Below are 18,487 nucleotides of genomic sequence, written 5' to 3'. Positions count from 1 at the left end.
TTATGATGAATAATAATTTAATTTGCAAAAATACTCTTATATCATTGTTTTATAAAAACTTTTTTATTTACTATAAAAATGAGATATATAAATATAAAGCTTGCAACTATTATACTTGCTATAATCGGTATATTGAGTCCAGGCTTTGCTAACAAAAGTACTAGTTCAAGCATTGCAAGCATTAGTCTAAAGCAAAAAGCTATTGAAAATGTTCAATATAGTATCTTTAACCAAAAAGCCGCAGATACATATTTGCATAATGCTATAAATGCTCTTGAATTAGCTATGAAGCAAACTGATCCTGATAGCAAAGAGCTCCTACAATTAGGTTTATCATTGTTTTCTCTTCAGATTGAAACAAAAGAATATAACCAAGCTGGTGAAACTCTGGATATGCTGGTAGAAAATTTCCCTGACAACCCTATTGTACAAATATATGACTCAGCATATTCATATATTTTTGATTTTAGTAATTTTAGAAAAACATTTGCTAAACTAGAAACATCTAAATGGCCTGAAATGCCAGTATATATAAATGCCTTTGATATTATCAAAAGAAGCTTTAATTTACATATAAATACTAACGCCAACCAAATACAACTTACACGAAATTCTATACCTGTAATTGTAATTTTAGGATCTCCGTTAAACTCTAATGCAAGTATGAATGAATATTTAGTAAGAAGGCTATTCAAAGGGTTAGATGCATACTATAGGTTTTCAAATGCAAGAATTATAGTCAGCGGTGGTCGAGTTACAGGAGGTAAAACAGAATCTTATCAAATGAGACAATGGCTAGTTAATAGTGGTGTACCCTTAGATAAAATCATACTAGAAGACCAATCTTTTAATATGGTTTGGCAAGGAGTCAATACTTTTTCAACAATAAAAAATATGAACCCTAAACCTACTGATATTATTTTAGTTGATTCAACAGCGAATATTAGAAGAGCTAGTGCTATATTTAAACAGGAAGCATTTGACAACAATATGCTGGATATAAAGATTCATAATTTAGCCTCAGAGACTAAAGGATATAACATAATGTATCCTCTTACAGATTATGAAAAAGTAATGATTATCAAAGATACTCTTAGAGCCGCTGGAATATGGGAAATGCTAGGAATGATTTTTTAAATCTTATAAAGAGATTTAATTTATGGTAATTTTTTTATATTATCTTGTAATATTTTTTAACAAAACCTAAATATGAAAGTCTCAAAAAAAATTATCCTAAGCTTAATAATTATAATTTCACCTATCTTATCATTTGCAGATCGATCAAATAACTTCAATCTTAATATCCTGAATAACCAACAAACTGCAATAGCAAATATTCAGTATGATTTGAGTGTTTCGACTGATGATAAAAATGATGGCTCTATTACTCAAAGAGGCGACCTACAAGGCTCAATTAACTCTTTAAAAAGTGCTCTTAAAGAATCTAAGCCCAATAGTTATATCAATACACAGCTTACCCTTGCATTAGCATCTTTAGAAATATCTAATAATTCAGTAAATGATGCCAGAAAAACATTAAGCTCTCTTGGCACTATAAAATCTTATAATAACCCGATATTACAGATATTCTTAACCGCATATTCTTTAATTTGGAACCCTAATAATTTTGATCAAAATATTACTATTCTTAAAGAATCTAAATGGTCAAAAATGCCTCACTTTATACAAGCAATACAAACTGCTAAAACTAACTTCAAATTAGGCATAAACTCAAAATTAGATCAGTTAAAAGACATTGATCAAAATTCTTTAGCAATAGTTACATTAGGATATTCATTAAATGATGACGGCACCATGAGCAATATATTAGTTGATAGACTAAAAATAACTCTATCAGCATATAAAAAATACCCTAATGCGATAATCATAGTATCAGGTGGAGTTGCTCACGAAGGTGTAACAGAATCATATCAAATGAAACAATGGTTAATTAAGTATGGTGTTTCTGCACAAAGCATAATACAAGAGGATCAATCAACTAGCACTGTCACCAATGCCATTAATACGATAAATATAATCAAAAAAATAAATAGACCTGTTAAAAATATTCTACTAATAAGCTCTGACTCTCACATTCGTAGAGCAAACTCTATTTTTGAGCAAGAAATTTACAATGCTAAACTACCTATCAAAATGTCTAATATAACTGCTAGAACAAATTATGATATTGATAAACCAGCACAGCAACAAGAAAAAATACTAATAATCAAAGATACTCTTAGAACAGCTGGAATATGGCAAATGCCAGGTATGGTTTTCTAGTCATTACCTTCAAATTCATCTATAAACTTCTGAGCTGCAGCAATTCTTTCTTTACATAACTGATAACTTTTTGAGGCTTGTTCTAGCATTGGTGCTAATTCATCTAACAGAGCAGGATTATCTTGTTGCTCTTGAAGTTTCTCATTAATCTCTTCTAATATTTGATAATTTTTTGCAAATTTTTTACTTTGAGTTGCCATTTTCTTTCACCTCTACTTGTATATTTCCATCGGCATAAACTATCTCTAAATCTGAGTATGCTTGTGCTTGTTTTTGAGTTGTTATATATTTGCCATCTGTTGTCTTTGTCAAGCTAAAGCCTCTTTTAAGAGTTGGCTCTATTGATACAGATAATATCTGCTTATAAAGAGATTCGCTTGTTTGATTATAGTATTTTAAAATATTTCGAGCTGTATTAGTTGACTGATTATATGAATTATAAATGTTATTTTCATAACTTCTTATCAAGCTTTTTGAGCTTGATAATATATTTTCATGCATAGTATTCACGGTTTTATCATATAGCTTAGTAACTCCCCTTGCTATAGAAGTAGATTCTTTATAGTTATGATCAACACTTTGATTCATTTGATAGAGATAATGTTCTATACGTGTTTTAAAATTATGATACAGATTATCTAATTGATGTTTATTTTGTTTAGCTAAATTTTTAGTAATTCTTACTATCGATTCATAATTATATTTAGCGTTTATTGCATTATCAATAATTGTATTCGCTATATAATTTATAACCTTAGATGGCGTATCAAATCTTTTTGTACATATCTCATCTAAAACTGTGCTATCTCTTTCATGTCCTATACCAACTAGCACGGGAATTTCACTATTACAAATACTTTCAGCTGGTAGTATATTATTAAACCAGTCAAGATCAGCCTGAGAACCCCCTCCTCGGATTAATACTATCGCATCATATTTATCAGCCATTGTTGCTATCTTAGCAAATGCTGTTGAGACACTTTTCGCACATTCTGCACCTTGCATCTTTGCTTCATATATATCAAAGTTACATAAACTTAAATCTTGTAATTTATCAGCCTCTTCAAAGAAATCTCCTTTACCTGCAGCCGTTATACTTGTGATTACTGCAACATTGGTAAAATCATCTGGCATATTAAGAACTTTATTTCTCTCTAAAATACCTTTTCCGGACAAGCTTTGTAGAATCTCAATTTTACGAGCTTGCCTATCACCAAGTGTAAAGGCAGGATCTATATCTATTATATTTAGACTAAGTCCAAAACTAGTATGATAATTTACACTTACCCTAAATAAGACTTTCATATCTGTTTTTAGAGTTTCTCCAGTAGCTTGACTAAATTTACTATGGATATAATCAACTTTATTTGCCCAACAGTTACATCTAATTTTAGCTATAGGAAATTTACTAACACCATCATGCTCTATAAGCTCACCATAGTAATGTTTACCAGATCTACGCCATTCAGATAGCTCAGCAACTACCCAAAAACCTTCATAGCCGAAACTCATTTCAATAGTACTTTTTATAAGCTCAAGAAACTCGCTTAACTTCAATGATTCTTGCATAATAGTATTAATTGGAAAGTTTAATTGAGATAAATTCTACACTTACGAAATTATTATACAACTGTTATCAAACTAGCTAACCTCGAGATCTAAAATATTTTTATTGCCTATCAAAAGTTGCCGTAATTTCATAAACATCAACACTCTCTTCATTAGTTACTCCAATAAAATGAGTATCAGGACTGAATATAAGCTGAAGAGGCTTATCTTTTAGATAAAATGCTTGAGATAAGACAAACCCATTAAATACTTGTATAGCCGATTCACTCATTATGGCTGTAACTTTATCGACATGCTCCACATCAATAAGGGAAGCATCAAAACCTCTTTGCAAAATAAGTTTATCTTCTATCGCATTTGTTTTAGCGTTAATCTCTCTAATATCAAAGCTATACTCATATGCTACTAGAAACATCTGTTTTTCATCATATGCATATATTTGATAAGGCTCTAGCTCCAGATTAACACTTGATGTAAGTCTCACTCCCACACCATTAAGTAAATACATTTTTAAGGCTCCTTGACTAAGCCCAGAATCACCATTTTTTAAAGCTACTCCCATCATTCCCTATGTTAAATATAATTAAGGAGCCTCTATTACTATCTTCTTCGTGTGTCAGAACATAAATTTTACTATTAAACTTTTCAACAGCTATAATATTCTGGGTTATATGTTCACTTGATATCTGTGAGTTAACTCTACTTGATATAGGAGACACGCCATATTCAGAGATTATATGCTCTGAAAATAAATACAATCGGGATCCATTTTCAGAGATAATCGCTTTTAAGACTTTGCTACCAATATTAGTTTCACTATCAAAACAACTAGAAGATACAGCACTATTACTTATTGAATAGTTTAGCTTTATAGCACTACTGCAGTACTGTGTTCCTTCACGATATATCGAGTATAGTCTAGAGTTTTTTCCTTCTGACATAGCTAGTGTTTGAACATTAGGCTCATATACTGTACTTATATAACCTGGCTGAGCCTTATGATTATCTTTACTGGCACGAACAAAGCTAGCTTGAATATTAGTACTAAAAAATGTTAACAATATACTTATACAAAATATTTTTTTCGCCATACTCATAAATTGTAATATCTACATAGTTTTATTAAGTAGTATTTGCAAGTATACATGACTATGAAAAATATTTAAGTTTATCTAAGTTATATATCAAGCTAGAAGTTAGATAGCTATTGTAGACAAACTCGTCTTTGACCAAAATAACAAAAAAATGCTATATTAAGCAAAATATTTTATAAAAAATAATGAAGTTAGTAATACTATGAATAAAACAAAAATAGGCTTTGCAAGTATAAATAATATAACTACAGAGGAAATAAATACTCTTGTCAAAATTATTAATGATGCCTATAGGAGTGCTGAAGGAGATCTATGGATAGATTCTGCAAAAAGAACAACTTTTAATGAATTAAAAACTCTAATTAATAATAATCAGATAATTATCGCAACAAATAATAATCAGATGATCGGCTCTGTAAAAGTCACAAGACTCTCAGATAATATAGCTGAACTTGGAATGCTTGCTACTGCCTTTAACCATAGGAGGCTTGGCGTTGGCACTAAGCTTGTGAATGCTGCAGAAAATTGGGCAAAGAATAATGGCTTTAAAATAATGCAACTTGAACTACTTACCCCTAAACACTATATTAATCCAAGCAAAGAGGTTTTGAAAAGATGGTACACCAAATGTGGGTACATACACCACTCTATAGAGCCATTTAAAAGCTTATTCCCTGATACATACCATCTATTAGCTGTAGAGTGCGACTTTAATATCTATCACAAGTCACTCCTTTAGACAAAATTTTATAACGTGCTAGTTACATCAAAAACTTTAACGTTTATCGACAAAGACTCTCCACCTCCTCCTCGGTAAATTGTTCCTGCTGTCGGCGTAGCATCAATATATGTTCTACCACATGCAATCCGTACATGATCACTATTAACTTCACAACCATTTGTAGGGTCATATCCTATCCAGCCAATCCACGGTATATATACTTCTACCCATGCGTGCGTAGCGTCACTCATCTCAGTATTATTATAGTGACCACCATTAAATATATATCCTGATCGATATCGAGCAGGTATACCTAAAAGCCTTGCCAAACAAATAAACAGATTTGAGAAGTCTTGACAAACACCTTGCCTAGTAATATATACATCATAAGCAGTTGTGGCAAAGTTAGTAGAACCTGAGACGTATTTATATTCGTAATAGATTGTTTTATTAATATCATCTAGTACCGCCATAATATCACTATCATTCCTTTTGACAAAAGATACAGCATAATCCATCAACTCTTCAAGTTGAGTTTGTGGCAATTCTACAGACAATAGATATGGAGTCATCATCTGCCTCTGCCATGGCATCCATGAGATTGGCATAGTTGTACGAGAATTAATAGACCTTTTACGCACACTATGATCATTACTCACAGCGATTTTTGTCTTCATTTCTATTGTAAATTCTTTATAAGATTCTTTAGTTTTGAGAAACACAACGTCATTACCAAAAACATCAGTATATTCTTCTTTCTCGCAAGCAACTGATATTTTAAGATCATAATTGAGTATACGCTGTTTTGCATCTACAATTGGTTTCATACGAATATCATGTTTACTTAAATTCACTGGAAACTCATAACTGTATTTTGTAGTATGAATAATGTCTAAAACTCTTTCTGAGCTTTCAAAAACTTTATTCTCAACAGGAACATTTAATCGCTCAGGCTGGTATGTATGCCCTCCATAATTACTACTACTTTTATCACTATTCCATACAACACGACCATGAGAAACAGCTACCATTTGACCTGGCAATAATTTTCTCCATGTACCGTCAACGTTTGTATTATTTGAAAATATTGTATAAGTTCTAAGCTCATCTCCATACAAGCCTGTTGCTACATTCACATAACCAATATCTAAATTATTACTATTTGTCGGTGGGTAGAACTTTTTATAATAAATTGGATTAAAATCCTCCTTATCTTGATAAACTACTGTTATATCACCATTAGAAAGAACCAAGTTTACTTGACCAACCTCATTTATCTGCTTCAATAAGTCATAAACATAAAATAGATTATCGTCATTTAGCTCTCTAATATTTTTTTTTCTAAGTTGAGAAAGAATCCAGCATAATATATATTCTGAATCAGTTTTACCGACAGGTTCATAGTCAGAAAAGTTAAGGCATAACGTATTTTGATACATCCTATTTAAATCGCCATTATGAACAATAGTCCACTCTTTACCTGCATGAGGTTTCATAAATGGCTGAAGATTTAAATCAGTTTTGTCAAACAAACTATGACTATAAATATGTCCAATAAAAGTGCTAGAACAAAAGTTTGGATTATTGTCAAACAAAGCACGTAAAGCTTCTACATTTTCAACATGATTATCTTTCATAATCGATACAGCATTATGATTATCATGATACCATCCTATACCCCACATAAATTCTTGTAAGGTTGCGGTATCATCTGCTAAAAAGTTAATTCGTGGAGATATTGGGCAATCTGAAGATATAGCCAAGATATTACTAAACATTAAATATTTTTCCTTTTTATTTCTACCCTTCTAACATTGCTACGTAGAAATCTACATCAGATATAAAGAATTCTTTTGAAATAATAGTTGTAAGTTGTGCCATTGAGTTTATCAGATATGTAATAAATTCATGATTTTTTTCTAGCAATGACTCTGTAGCATTACTTTCAAAATATTTTATAATTTCCTCTACTTTTGTTCTAGATTGCATGCCTATACCTGTCGAATGGTATGACATCCTTTTTAACACAGCAAGACAATCATTTAAACAAAAAGTAACTGTTCTAGGATAATCATCTGATTTCAACAAGAACTCCGCTACATCTTTTCTGTTAACGTCAAAATCTGCTTTACGCATAAATGCGTCTTTTGACATTGTATTTAACAACATCTCCTGCCAATACTGTGATTCATCTGTAGTTTCATTCTTTGACGCGAGACTTATATGTCTATGATGATGTATGTCGCCTAACCTCAATGTAAAGTCAACTCTCTCAATAAGCATACCTAACTTCATAAAGTTATAAGTATCATTCCTTAGAATAAAATTATGATAAAAACCTATCCACAGGAAACAAAACTTAATGATTTTTTTACAGAATTCATCTAGATTTACTACAGAAAATCTATGAGTTTCAGCTGAATTAATCCACAACCACAGCTCATTAATCTCCTCCCACATATCTGCAGCTATCAGATCTCTAATTATCCGAGCATTTTCACGTGCAGAAGATAATGATGAATATATCGAAGATGGATTTTCTTTATCCCAAATCAAAAACTCTTGTATCTTTCTTGCGTTAGACTTTGCACTGTAACCATATTTTTTAATAAATGCCTCTTTACCGCCTAATACCACTACCAAGGGATACCAAATATCTTCAGCATCACCATATATCTCAAGTTCGACGTTATATGCCACTTCAATAGCATTGGTTAACATCTGAACTCTTTCGATATTTCTACTTAACCAAAAACAATTTTCTGCTGTACGAGATATCATCATTTCTTATCTCTCCCTAAAACCCATGTATCTTTCGAACCACCACCTTGACTAGAATTCACAACATATGACCCTTCTTTAAGAGCTACTCTTGCAAGCCCTCCTGGTAGTATCCATGTATCTTTACCAGTAACTAAAAACGCTCTCAAATCCACCCTTCTTGGCAATACCTTACCATCGATAAATGTAGGACTTGTAGATAACTCTACTAATGGTTGAGCTATATATGCTCTCGGCTTTTCTTTTATTTTAGTAGCAAACTCTTGTAACTCCTCTGCACTAGCCTGTGGCCCAATAAGCATCCCATAGCCTCCAGAACCATTAGCTTCTTTTACAACTAATTTATCAAGATTACTCAAAACGTAATTTCTATCATCTTCTTCACTACAAAAATATGTTTTAACTTGGGCTAATATCGGCTTTTCGTTAAGATAGTATTCAATCATTTTGTGAACATACGGGTATATTGCTTTGTCATCAGCAATACCATTACCTACAGCATTTGCTAAAACTACATTACCAGCCTTATATGCCTCTATTATGCCAGGTACTCCAAGCATACTTTCAGGATTAAAGAATTCCGGATCTAAAAACTTATCATCTATTCTTCTATAAATTACAGTTACAAGTTTAGGTCCTTTAGTTGTCTTGAGATATACATAGTTATTATGTACAAAAAGATCTGAACCTTGTACTAGCTTACATCCCATTTTACGTGCCAGATAGCTATGTTCAAAGTACGCTGAATTATATTGTCCTGGCGTTAAAACTACACTTAAACCTTTTTTACCGTCTACAACTGGAGAGATACTAGATAATGCTTTTCTCAATTCAGTTGGATAATCCACTACTTTTTTGATATTAGCATTTGCAAACGCCTCAGGAAGTACTTTCATTAGAGAATTACGATTTTCTAATACATAAGAAACACCAGATGGAGTTCTTACATTATCTTCTAATACCATAAAACCACTTTCATCTTTTATGAGATCAAGTCCTGCAATATGGCAATATACACCATGTGGAGGCTTCACGCCTCTCATCTCGGGTAGATACTCTTCTGATGATTCTACAAGCTCTCTTGGTATCACACCATCTTTTAATATTTTTTGCTCGTCATATATGTCATTCAAAAAAGCATTTAGTGCTTTAAGGCGTTGTTTTAATCCTTTCTCAAGCTCAGACCACTCTTTTTCAGAGATTATTCTGGGAATTAAATCAAATGGAAAGATCTTTTCTGTACCTTGAGTATCACTATAAACCGTAAAAGTAATTCCATTTTTTAGAAAAGAAGCATCCACAAATTTCTGCTTTTCGTATAAAGATTCTACACTTAACTCATCTATAGTTTTAATTGCCTGAGAAACATCACCACGCACATGACCTTCATTAGAAAAAATTTCATCATACACTCCAGAATAAGGAGCGTAACCTGAAAAAATACTATCATTAGACATATATGAGAGACCTCCAAATAAAATAATCTAACAAATTCATAGTATAATAAATACTTATTTTTGTATACAAAAAAATTACTTTTGTATAAACAATACATTAAAGTTTAACTAATTTTCGCGCACTTCCACTATAAAGACTACCTAGTTTCTATAAAACAATATCTCCTTATAATTGAAAAATATTAATATTGTTTTGATCACCAACACCTATAAACTTATTTGATAAAAATAAACTACTATCAGAGGTCTTATTTAAAAATAAGTATGATAATAAGCGGCTCTCTTTTAAGTCATAAACGACTACCAAGCTTGAGTATACTACCTCAACAAGATTATTATTTTGTAATAAACCTGCAAAATTTCCATTAACCTTATATTCATCACCCAACAACTTTACGCTTTCATCAGTGCCATTAATGAGCTTAGATTTAAAAGCTACTAAAATTTTACTCTGTCCACTGAACTTATCTTTGTATGTGACTATTTTCAAAGGTAAATCTTTATAAACTCTATTGTTTGTTTGTCTCACCATACCACTTGAAAAATTATATGTATTTGCAAAACCTGTTTCAAAACCTTCGTTACCAGAATGACCAACTAGCAACACTTTGCTTTCAGTAGAGCTTTCAGTTATTACAGAAAAATCAGATATTTCTCCAGAAGGTATAGTTATTATTTTTTCATCTTTAATTACTTTTCCATTTCTTAAAAAACTATAAAAATAAATGCTTTTATTACTTTGTATATATACACTTTCAATACTGTTAAACACTATTTTTTTAGGCTTATACCTCAATACGGTAATATTAAGCTCATCTAATGATCCATCTGTATTAACTCTATAAATTATTAATTTACCTTTTTGACTTTTGTCACTTGCAGTTAACAAATATAAATATTTTCCTTCATCTACTAATTTAGCATCTACAATTTTTTGTATAAATCGCTTTCTAAAAATTTGTCCTTTTATTCGATCTGTAATAGGAGAAATGTTGTAAGCAACTATATTATAATTTGATAATATATAAAAAGTTTTTCCGAAATTATCCAAAATTATTTTATTAACTTTATTGCCAACAACATATTGATTACCAAAACAGCTTGTTGTTGAACCAGTATTATTAATTGAATATGAAACCTTTGTAACACTGAGACAATAATTATCACTTGGTCTAAATATTGAGAATAGTTTTGTGCTATCACTAGTAATAGCTGTTGCTTGTATATTTGGCTCAGCTAGAGTTGTGATATATCCAGGTTGAACTATATGATTATCTTTAGCAATTTTTACATAATACGCTTCAGAAAATTGTGAAAAAAACAAAATCACAAAAGTAACGAATATATTTTTCATTCTTGGATACCATAATAGAATATTTGATAGTAAAGTAAGTAGAGCATATATAGATACATAGATATGATCATTTAGCTCTATTTAGACAACTATATTTGAGAAATATTAATATTATTCTCATCTCCAAAGCCTATGAAATCTTTGGATATAAACGAACTATTCTCATTAATATCCTTTAAGAACAACTCACTGAGTAAACTATTTTGTCTTAAATCATAAGTTACTACAGACCCAGAAAAGATAGCTTCGACAAGATTATCATGTTGCAACAATTTCAAAAAGCTACCGTCTATTTTATACTCATCAACATCTTCAAAATATGTATTATTAAGGTTAGCCACTATATACTTATGGTCAAAAGCTATTAATACCTTCCCATGACTACTTCCCTTATCTATATATGGTGCTATTGCCTGGGGTATATCATCATATTTCTCCTGGTATAGCAATCTTGAAGAACCGTTGAAAACTTTATATACCTCAACTATACCTTGCTCTCCTGACTCATTATCTTGTGTCGCTAATATCACTTTACTTTCAGTACTATTTTCATTTAATACTGAAAAATCAATTATTTCACCAGAGGGTATAGTAATTATCTCTTCTTGCTTTTTGATCTTACCATCCGACATAAGATTATAATTATAGATACTTTTATCACTTTGAATATATACATCATTGCTATCATCAAATATAATTTTCTTAGGTTTAAAACTCAGTGGTATTATTTTGATTTTCTTTAAAGTCCCTACAGGATTAACTTCATAAACAAAAAGCTTACCACTTTCATTTGTGTAGCTAGCTGTCACAAGATAAAAATACTTTTCTTTATCTACTAATTTGGCATCTATAATCTGTTGCGGATATTTCTGAGTATAAAACTTTGGACCAACAATGTTCTTATTCTTATTTATAGTATATCCAAGGATTGCACTATCAGATAATGTATAAAAAGCTTTTCCATTATCTGTTAGGATTATTTTTTTGACTTTGTTACCTACAATATATTGATTATCGAAGCAACTAGTAAATGAATTTGCATTATTTATCGAAGCCGCTAATTTTGTAATATTAAGACAGTAACTACCGTATGGCCTAAAGACTGAAAATAACTCTGTTCCATCCTTATTTACATTTGCTGTCTGAGTATTTTTTTCTTTAATAGTTGCAATATAACCAGGCTGAGAAACATGATTGTCTTTAACAATTTTTACAATATATGCTTGAGAACTTTGTAGTAAAAAGAATCCCAAAAAAGCAAGAACTGCATTTTTCATAATTAAATTTACAAGATACTTAAATTTAATAAATTATAACATAGGTGAATATTATTGCTTTTATCAGTTTTTGACACCTATTATCAAAAATTAAATATCACTAACTTTTCAGATCATATTATTTTTGATGATTTTTTATAAAAACTTATTCCTAATTTCTTATATAAAAAAATTGCAAACAAAGCAAATATCAAACAAATCATACAAATAATAGTAGGACCAAGCCAAATAGTGCCTGTTTTTGTTATTATCGTTGCAGCAACTATAGGACAAACACCGCCAACAAAGGCTGATTTTAAACTATAGCTCAAAGCAACACCTGATAATCTAAACTCTGTTGGAAAAATATCACATAAGAAAAATAATGTTGTCGATGCACCAACTGAATAGCAAATAATTAAAAAAATCATGCCCATAAAAACACTAAAAGTATCTGACATCAAATAGAATATTACAGGAATGGTTATCAATAAAATTAAACAACCAACAATATACATTTTACTAAGTCCAACTTTATCAGATATATAGCCAAATACTATCACAGATATCAAAACTATTATCTGTACTGGAATCATTATTAAACTTGTGTTACTAGTATTTAATAATTTTGCAATATAAAAATTAGAATACTGAAGCAAAATTATTGCACCTAAAGCAAATAACATTGCGAAACAAAAACCAATAAATATGTTTATATAGTTTTGTTTAAAAAGAGTAATAATACTCTTTTTATCTCTACTTGCAATTTTCCTAAACAGTGGTGTTTCTGTTAATCTTAATCTTGCGTAATAGCCGAATATAGCCAAGAAACCACCTAATACAAAACCAATTCTCCAAGCATAATCATCAAATAAATATTCAAGAATCAGACATACTGTTGTTGCAAATAAAAACCCTGATAAAACAAATGCAAACAAAATACTTAGTTTAAATCCTATATTCTTTGTACTTGTTTCATAAACAATCACATACGCTGCAGGCAACTCTCCGCTTAAAGCAAATCCCTGTAATATCCTAAACATTATAAAAGCTATACTTACAAACACCCCAAAAGTTGCATATGAAGGCATAATACCCATAAGTAATGAAGATATCCCCATAAGAATTATTGTAAATGTAAATATTTTCTTCCTACCATATCGATCACCCAAGATTCCTAAAGTAACAGCTCCTAAAGGCCTAACAATATATGTTAGAGAAAATATAGCAATTGTGATGAAACTTTTAATTAATGAATCATCAATCCCAGCAAAAAATGTATTTACAATTTGTGCCGAAAATAATACATATAACAAAAAGTCATAAACCTCTAAAACTGCGCCTGTGCCAGCAATTAATACTACTTTGAAATCTTCTTTCATCACTAAAACTACTTACAATTTAACTATCATATCTTTGTTGTTTTTATGATAGCCACCTCTTTTTGAATAAACATACACTCCTAATAACCCAATTACACCACAAACAATGCCAACAAGAGATGGACCTAGAAAATTATATGCTGTCATTGTAATTATTGTTGTACTCACTAAAGGAGCGATTCCTCCAACTATAGCAAAAGCAAGGTTATAGCTAAGACCTACTCCAGATAATCTAACATCTGTCGGAAACAAATCACAAAGTAAAAATATAAAGGTAGCCGCAACTAATGCATAACACAACATAATAACTATAGATGCTAAAACAATTGCCGATACATTACCAATACAACTCATCAAATAAAATACTGGTAAAGCACAAATCACAATAAGCCCAGCACCAGCTATAAACATTTTTGCAATGCCAACTTTATCTGATAAAAAACCAAAAATAAAAGTAAAACAAGTAAGTGTTAAAACACTTGGTGTTAGAATCAACGAGATTTGACCAGAATTATATCCAGTTAAAATATCTTCAACAAATTTATGTATATACAGAGTCAACATTACGCCGCCAAAAGCTACTATAATTACTATACATATCCCAGCGAACAAATTTGGTCCATAAGTTGAAACTAAAGAGCCAAAAGAGTGTCTTTTTTGTTTATCAATATTCTCGAATTCAGGTGTTTCATGAAGATTGCGACGCACATAATAACCGACAAATCCTAATAGCCCCCCAATAATGAATCCTGCTCTCCATGCAAAATCACCAAATATATACTCAAGAGCAAAACCTACAAAGTCAGAAAATAAAAATCCACCTGTTACAAACGTAAATAATATAGCGGTGGCAAAACCTATTTTACCTTTAACTGATTCATATACAATAACATAAGCCCCAGGCAACTCTCCACCCAAAGCAATACCTTGCAAAATACGTAATAACACAAACACAAAGCTCGCATATAGTCCCCACTGAGCATATCCAGGCATCAATCCCATACACAATGAACAACTTCCCATTAATAATATTGTAAATAATAGTAGACGTCTTCGCCCTATCAAATCACCAACAATCCCTAATATAGTTCCTGCAAACGGTCTAACAAGGTATGCTATGGAGAATATTAATACTGTCAAAAATGCCTTGATAGTAGGATTTGTAATTTGAGCAAAAAAAGTTGCTGAGATTTCTTTAGAAAAAATCATATATAAAACAAAATCATAAAACTCAAGAATTGCACCAATTCCAGCTAATAAAATAACATTTCTACTGTCTTTATCGTACATTTACAATACTCACTTTAATAATCGAGTTTAGCAAATCATACATTTTTTTAGCTTTATTTAGAAGAATTTAAATCTATAAAAAATACAAATTACTAACATAGGTTACAATCAATGTCTTTGGACAAATCAAATTTATTTAGTTGCATTGATGTTGCGTTATATCTATATAAAGTAGAACTCTGATAGTCTTGTTTTTTTAATAAAAAATTGATTGCTAAGTTCGCCAGAGTTAAGCCTGCCTGACCAGCTACCATGCCAATAACTCCTAAAGTACTCTTGTGCTCTACTTTATCCAGATCAGGATATAAACAATTTAAACATGCCGAACTATGGCTAATATTAAATATTCCTGCTTGAAAGTCCAACCCTAAAACTCCTCCTGATAATAAGGGTATAGAATATTCTAATGAAATTTTATTACTTAGTATTTTAGTTAAATAATTATCACTTGTATCTATTATTAAATCATACTTCTCCATATCTAGTTTAGTATAGTTATGATTAGTTAACCTTTGTGTAATTGCAGTTATACTTATATACGGATTAAGCTTTTGCAACCTATTTTTAGCTATGACTGCTTTACTTTCCCCTAAGTAATCAATATCAAATAAAACCTGCCTATGTAAATTTGATATTGAAACCGAGTCATCATCAACTATACTCAATTCTCCAAGACCCAAACCAGTTAGGTAAGTGGCTACAGGTGAGCCCACTCCACCCACACCTATAAGCAACACTTTAAACTTTTTTAATTTTTTTTGGGCATCAATACCAAAACCATCAAGAATAATTTGTCGCTTATAATATTCAAGTTCAGATTCTGATATTTTATGATGATAAATCATCTACTTCTCCAATAACTTTATTATATTTTGTATTTCATAATTAGATATCTCGTCTATTAGTGTGACTACAGCTATACCATCGACTCCTATATTCGCTATAGACTGAATGTGCCTCTTCTTTATACCTCCAATTGTAACCAATCGCGTATTAGTGATATTTAACCACTCATGAATCTTATTGATACCTTGTGGTGCAAATTTCATTTTTTTAGTATTTGTCGTATATATAGGACCTAAAGCTATATAACTAGGATTAACTCCCAAAGCTATTGCTAACTCATAATAATCATGTGTACTTAGGCCTAATGCTATATCTGTATTTTTAATTTTTAATAAAGTTTGCCTATCTATACTTAATAAATCCTCATGCCCAAGATGTACACCAAAAGCTTTATGTTTAATTGCTAATTCATAGTAGTCATTTATAAATAATTGCAGACCATATTTGTTTTGATACTCTACAGCTTCTACAATATGCTTTTGTATATACTCACTATCATTTGATTTAATTCTAAGCTGTATAGTTTTAACCCCTAAGTTAGCTAAACTAGGTATCTTATCAGCACTGTCGACTATCGGGTAAAAGCCAGTTTTATTAATTGATCTAAATTTTATACTTAGATCTTTACCATGCACACTTACTTTAGGAAATAATCCTTGTTTATTTATATATTTAGAATCTACAATGAAGAATCCATGCGATGCTATTTTTTGGCTACTTTTAATAGCGTTAGAAATATATGACTTAGCTAGAATAATAGAATTATTGACATCAAACCCTAAAGTTAAAAAACTAGCAATAGCACTTGCAAAAGTGCAACCTGTTCCTCTTACTTTTTCATCTAACTTATATCTTTTTGATGTTAATGTATAGTTAACTTCAGGAGTATAATAGCAGTCCAAAGATATATTTTTATCAGAATCATGCCCCCCTTTCAAAAGTACACTTTTACAGTTGTATTTTTCTTGTATTGCTTTAGCTATTTCAGCAATTTCGACATTAGGAGAAACATGCTCATCAAGAAGCATCTTAGCTTCATCAAGGTTTGGTACTAAAATATTAGCTAATGGATAAAGCTTTTGCTTAGAATATTCTACAGCCCTATAATCAACCAAGCTATAGCCTGTGGTACTCACCATCACTGGGTCACAAATGTAGAACACATCTTTTAAATCATTCAACAAGTCTACAACAATATCAATCTGCTCAGTAGATGATAGTACTGAAGTTTTGATGACTTTAATCTTAAACTCTTTACTTATTGCTTGTATTTGTTCTTTGAAAATACCTTTAGAAACCTTTTCAATATTCAAGATATTGGTTGAGTTTTGTGCAGTAACACAGCTTATAATTGTACAAGCATGAACACCTATGTTATTAGCAGTTTTGATATCCGCTTGAATACCCGCTCCTGATGAACTGTCTGAGCCACCTATGGTCAAAAATATATCACGCATAACACTATCTCTTAGTACTGGTGCCAAAATGGTGTATCTACTAAATTAGTTGATGGAACAGCAATTTCTCTTTCAATCATCCTTTTCGCTTTAAAAGCTTCTCTTCCTGCATATATTGCTAATTTAAAAGCATTAGCCATACTAGCGGGATTTCCAGCTAATGCTACAGCACTGTTTAGTAATACACCATCATAGCCCATCTGCATAATTTCACATGCTTGTGAAGGCACGCCAATACCTGCATCAACAATTAGTTTAATCTTATCAAATCGTTCTCTTAGAACTTTCAAAGCGTATGGATTTACCAATCCTTTACCACTACCAATTGGCGCTGCCCAAGGCATTAAGACCTCACAACCAACGTCAATTAATTTTTTAGCAATTACTAAGTCATCTATAGTATAAGGTAAAACATTAAACCCTCTTTTTACTAACTTCTCACATGCGTCTATTAGCTCGACAGAATCAGGCTGTAAATTGTAGTCATCTCCTATAACTTCAACTTTAATAAAATTAGTAGCAAATATTTCACGTGAAATTTCTGCTATTTCTATTGCCTCTTGAGAGTTTCTACAACCAGCAGTATTCGGTAAAAACTTACACCCTGTATTTTTTAACTCCTCCCAAAATTGATTTTTAACATTCACATTTTTTGCAGACCTTTTTAAGGATACGGTCAGAAGATCTGTTTCTGACTTATCTATAGCTTCAAGCATAATTTCAATACTAGGATACAAGGCTGTTCCTAATATAAATCTTGAGTTAAATTGCTCTCCATACAACTCAAGCATAACCTATCCTCCTTGCATTGGTTGAACAGTAACAACCACATCATTATTTTTAAGAAAAACTTCAGAATAACTTCTTTTTGCTATAAAGCTATTATTAAGCATTACAGCAAAACAAGGGTATTCAAATTTTTGGCTCTTTAATAAATCTGTAACTGTTATACTATTATCAAAATTTAGCTCTTTTTCATTAAACAAAATACGCATAT

General features: G+C 31.0%; 18 protein-coding genes. 3 read left to right on the top strand and 15 right to left on the bottom strand.

Annotation, left to right across the window (positions count from 1 at the left end):
• Window positions 1-78 precede the first annotated feature (78 nt).
• Both F7308_RS05870 and F7308_RS05865 read left to right on the top strand, forming a co-directional pair.
• The gene (locus F7308_RS05870; protein WP_013922934.1) at window positions 79-1,137 is read left to right on the top strand and encodes an ElyC/SanA/YdcF family protein; all 1,059 of its coding nucleotides are present in this window, start codon (window positions 79-81) and stop codon (window positions 1,135-1,137) included.
• Between the two features lie 72 nt (window positions 1,138-1,209).
• On the top strand, window positions 1,210-2,283 hold the full coding sequence (locus F7308_RS05865) for a YdcF family protein (RefSeq protein WP_013922933.1): 1,074 nt from the start codon (window positions 1,210-1,212) through the stop codon (window positions 2,281-2,283).
• On the opposite strand, the gene xseB is transcribed toward F7308_RS05865, so the two are convergent.
• The 4 genes from xseB to F7308_RS10300 all read right to left on the bottom strand — a co-directional run bounded on the left by xseB (window position 2,280) and on the right by F7308_RS10300 (window position 4,943).
• On the bottom strand, window positions 2,280-2,483 hold the full coding sequence (gene xseB / locus F7308_RS05860) for an exodeoxyribonuclease VII small subunit (RefSeq protein WP_004287964.1): 204 nt from the start codon (window positions 2,481-2,483) through the stop codon (window positions 2,280-2,282). The genes F7308_RS05865 and xseB overlap by 4 nt on opposite strands.
• Window positions 2,467-3,852: an exodeoxyribonuclease VII large subunit gene (gene xseA, locus F7308_RS05855; RefSeq protein WP_013922932.1), complete on the bottom strand. Its 1,386-nt coding sequence runs from the start codon at window positions 3,850-3,852 to the stop codon at window positions 2,467-2,469. The genes xseB and xseA overlap by 17 nt, the downstream gene beginning before the upstream one ends.
• 100 nt (window positions 3,853-3,952) lie before the next feature.
• Window positions 3,953-4,360, bottom strand: coding sequence for a hypothetical protein (locus tag F7308_RS10305; RefSeq protein ID WP_013922931.1), 408 nt, complete (start codon window positions 4,358-4,360; stop codon window positions 3,953-3,955).
• A 28-nt stretch (window positions 4,361-4,388) separates the two neighbouring features.
• Complete coding sequence (locus tag F7308_RS10300; protein WP_232215339.1) at window positions 4,389-4,943, bottom strand: hypothetical protein; 555 nt, start codon at window positions 4,941-4,943, stop codon at window positions 4,389-4,391.
• Window positions 4,944-5,148: 205 nt separating this feature from the next.
• Between F7308_RS10300 and F7308_RS05845 the strand changes: the two genes are divergently transcribed.
• Window positions 5,149-5,685, top strand: a complete 537-nt coding sequence (locus tag F7308_RS05845) for a GNAT family N-acetyltransferase (RefSeq protein ID WP_013922929.1) — start codon at window positions 5,149-5,151, stop codon at window positions 5,683-5,685.
• 8 nt (window positions 5,686-5,693) lie between these two features.
• Here F7308_RS05845 and F7308_RS05840 read toward each other — a convergent pair whose 3' ends face one another.
• From F7308_RS05840 to thiS, 11 genes are all read right to left on the bottom strand, one after another.
• Entirely contained in the window at window positions 5,694-7,445 is a 1,752-nt protein-coding gene (locus F7308_RS05840) for a class II glutamine amidotransferase (RefSeq protein WP_013922928.1), read from the bottom strand.
• A 22-nt stretch (window positions 7,446-7,467) separates the two neighbouring features.
• Complete coding sequence (locus F7308_RS05835; RefSeq protein WP_146422123.1) at window positions 7,468-8,448, bottom strand: alpha-E domain-containing protein; 981 nt, start codon at window positions 8,446-8,448, stop codon at window positions 7,468-7,470.
• Window positions 8,448-9,905, bottom strand: a complete 1,458-nt coding sequence (locus F7308_RS05830) for a circularly permuted type 2 ATP-grasp protein (protein ID WP_013922926.1) — start codon at window positions 9,903-9,905, stop codon at window positions 8,448-8,450. The genes F7308_RS05835 and F7308_RS05830 overlap by 1 nt, the downstream gene beginning before the upstream one ends.
• 166 nt (window positions 9,906-10,071) lie before the next feature.
• A complete protein-coding gene (locus F7308_RS05825; protein ID WP_013922925.1) occupies window positions 10,072-11,259 on the bottom strand; it encodes a hypothetical protein in 1,188 nt (395 codons plus the stop codon).
• A gap of 89 nt (window positions 11,260-11,348) precedes the next feature.
• Complete coding sequence (locus F7308_RS05820; RefSeq protein WP_013922924.1) at window positions 11,349-12,536, bottom strand: hypothetical protein; 1,188 nt, start codon at window positions 12,534-12,536, stop codon at window positions 11,349-11,351.
• A 113-nt stretch (window positions 12,537-12,649) separates the two neighbouring features.
• Complete coding sequence (locus F7308_RS05815) at window positions 12,650-13,897, bottom strand: MFS transporter (protein WP_013922923.1); 1,248 nt, start codon at window positions 13,895-13,897, stop codon at window positions 12,650-12,652.
• Window positions 13,898-13,909: 12 nt separating this feature from the next.
• Complete coding sequence (locus F7308_RS05810; protein WP_013922922.1) at window positions 13,910-15,187, bottom strand: MFS transporter; 1,278 nt, start codon at window positions 15,185-15,187, stop codon at window positions 13,910-13,912.
• A gap of 92 nt (window positions 15,188-15,279) precedes the next feature.
• A complete protein-coding gene (locus F7308_RS05805; protein ID WP_013922921.1) occupies window positions 15,280-16,032 on the bottom strand; it encodes a HesA/MoeB/ThiF family protein in 753 nt (250 codons plus the stop codon).
• Entirely contained in the window at window positions 16,033-17,490 is a 1,458-nt protein-coding gene (thiD, locus tag F7308_RS05800) for a bifunctional hydroxymethylpyrimidine kinase/phosphomethylpyrimidine kinase (protein ID WP_013922920.1), read from the bottom strand. It lies immediately after the preceding gene.
• 11 nt (window positions 17,491-17,501) lie between these two features.
• Window positions 17,502-18,281: a thiazole synthase gene (locus tag F7308_RS05795; RefSeq protein WP_013922919.1), complete on the bottom strand. Its 780-nt coding sequence runs from the start codon at window positions 18,279-18,281 to the stop codon at window positions 17,502-17,504.
• 3 nt (window positions 18,282-18,284) lie between these two features.
• The gene (gene thiS, locus F7308_RS05790; protein ID WP_013922918.1) at window positions 18,285-18,485 is read right to left on the bottom strand and encodes a sulfur carrier protein ThiS; all 201 of its coding nucleotides are present in this window, start codon (window positions 18,483-18,485) and stop codon (window positions 18,285-18,287) included.
• Window positions 18,486-18,487: the final 2 nt, after the last annotated feature.

The sequence above is a fragment of the Francisella salina genome, from assembly GCF_000219045.1.
GTDB lineage: Bacteria > Pseudomonadota > Gammaproteobacteria > Francisellales > Francisellaceae > Francisella > Francisella salimarina.
The sequence above is the reverse complement of the archived record's forward strand: the minus strand, read 5'-3'. Positions and strand labels throughout refer to the sequence as shown.